Genomic DNA, 1,670 nt, shown 5'->3' with positions numbered 1-1,670 from the left:
GGGTTTTATCTTTCAGGTTGTTGTATTTGGAAGAAACCGTCTCTGGTGTTGGGTAGAAGCCCTTACCAGTGGCAGCATGAACCGTGTTTGTATGGGTGGAAGAAAAAAGGTAAACACAAGTGGTACGCGGGTAGGAAAGAAACTTCAGTTTGGGAGTTTGAAAAGCCTAAGAAAAACGCTGATCATCCAACCATGAAACCAATAGCTCTTTTAGCGTATCCGATTAAAAACTCGAGTATGACGAACTCGCTTGTGTTAGATCCGTTTGCTGGAAGTGGTAGCACGCTTATAGCCTGCGAGCAGACGGGTAGAATCTGCTACGCTATCGAGCTTGACGAGAAATATTGTGACGTGATTGTGAAACGTTATATTGAGCAGGTTGGAAATGATAAGAGTGTGAAAGTTTTAAGAGGCGGTAAAGAATACTCGTTTACTGAAGTATTTACTAACAAGTAAGAACTCGTATTTTATATGAAAAATAGTTTGCGACCGCTTGCTAAAAACCTTCTTTAGAGTGATTTATATATGTACCCGAAAAATTTAAAGGAGGCAAAATGGAATTAAAATACGGGTTGAAAGGAAAAGATAGGCAGCCGCTTATTAAAGCTATAGAGGATTCTACGGGAGTAAAGGCTGTTTACTTAAAAACTCCGAGTATGTCTTACAAGATAGGTGTTTTCAACATTAGTAAAGATGGTACGGTCACGTGTAGTAGTGAAGAGAACTTAGATGATTTAAAAAACATGTTAGATGCTGACTATGGTATAAGTCTTCCAGTCTGCGCGTGTGATGGTACGCAATGTTTTAGTGTTGAGTTTCCTAAAGATAAGGCTGATGTGGTAAAGCTTAGGAAAATCCTTGATAATAAGGGTGATCTTATTAAAAAAGCGTTAGGAGTGAACAGTCTTAATATTAAGGAAGAAGATGATAAGCTTATTTTTCCTTGGTTTGAGCAGGCTAACCAACCAGGCTTGGCATCCTATGCGAAGTTTATAAACAGTCTTTGTAAAATGAGCGTGGAAATTAAACGCGTAAATAATAGTAAGCGTGAGACGCTTAACGATAAGTATGCTTTCAGATGTTTTCTTCTTAGACTCGGGTTTATAGGAGACGAGTTTAAACAAGACAGGAAAATTATGCTTTCCCGTTTAGAAGGCTCCTGCGCTTTTAGAAACGGGGGTGAGCGTAATGCTGTATGCGAGTGAAGACCAGGCGTACGAGTTGAGTGAAGACTGTACTACAGGCTCTTTGGTTGAAGAAATTCTTGCGAATTTAGAGCAAGAGAACGAGGTTTTTGTAAAAGCATGTTTGACTGTAGTAGATGATTTTTGGGTGATTATTATTTCCGCATGATTTTAGAAACGTTTAACGGTTTTTAAGAGTAAAAAAATTAGCGAAAACTGGTGGGGAAAAAACGTGTAAATACCCGGTGTTTCTTGGCTTAAAAGCTTGCTATTGCGCTCTTTTAGAGTGATATATAGTACTAGCAAAAAGCACGTGCGCAAAGGAGAAAACCTGTGAAAAAAGAAATTTTACAAAACCTCGCAAACGAAGTTAAAACATGCAGACGCTACGCGCTAAACGCAATCAAAAAAGCTGAAGAAGGGAAAATTAGTTCTGCTATCAGCATGCTCGACGTTGCGAAAACAGCAAAAACCTGTGCTATGCAA

Annotated in this window: 3 protein-coding genes; all 3 read left to right on the top strand. The window is 39.0% G+C overall.

What is annotated here, in order from left to right; all coding sequences use genetic code 11:
* On the top strand, nt 1–456 hold a 456-nt coding region (locus P0108_RS07075; protein ID WP_473730931.1), incomplete at its 5' end, for a DNA-methyltransferase.
* 98 nt (nt 457–554) lie between these two features.
* Entirely contained in the window at nt 555–1,205 is a 651-nt protein-coding gene (locus tag P0108_RS07070) for a virulence protein (protein ID WP_076002843.1), read from the top strand.
* Nucleotides 1,189–1,353 carry a hypothetical protein gene (locus tag P0108_RS07065; RefSeq protein ID WP_473730930.1) on the top strand — a complete coding sequence of 55 codons (165 nt, stop codon included), beginning with the start codon at nt 1,189–1,191 and terminating at the stop codon, nt 1,351–1,353. The genes P0108_RS07070 and P0108_RS07065 overlap by 17 nt, the downstream gene beginning before the upstream one ends.
* Nucleotides 1,354–1,670 lie beyond the last annotated feature (317 nt).

The organism is Gardnerella sp. c10Ua_244 (genome assembly GCF_055818055.1).
This window is presented reverse-complemented; position numbering and strand designations above follow the sequence as displayed.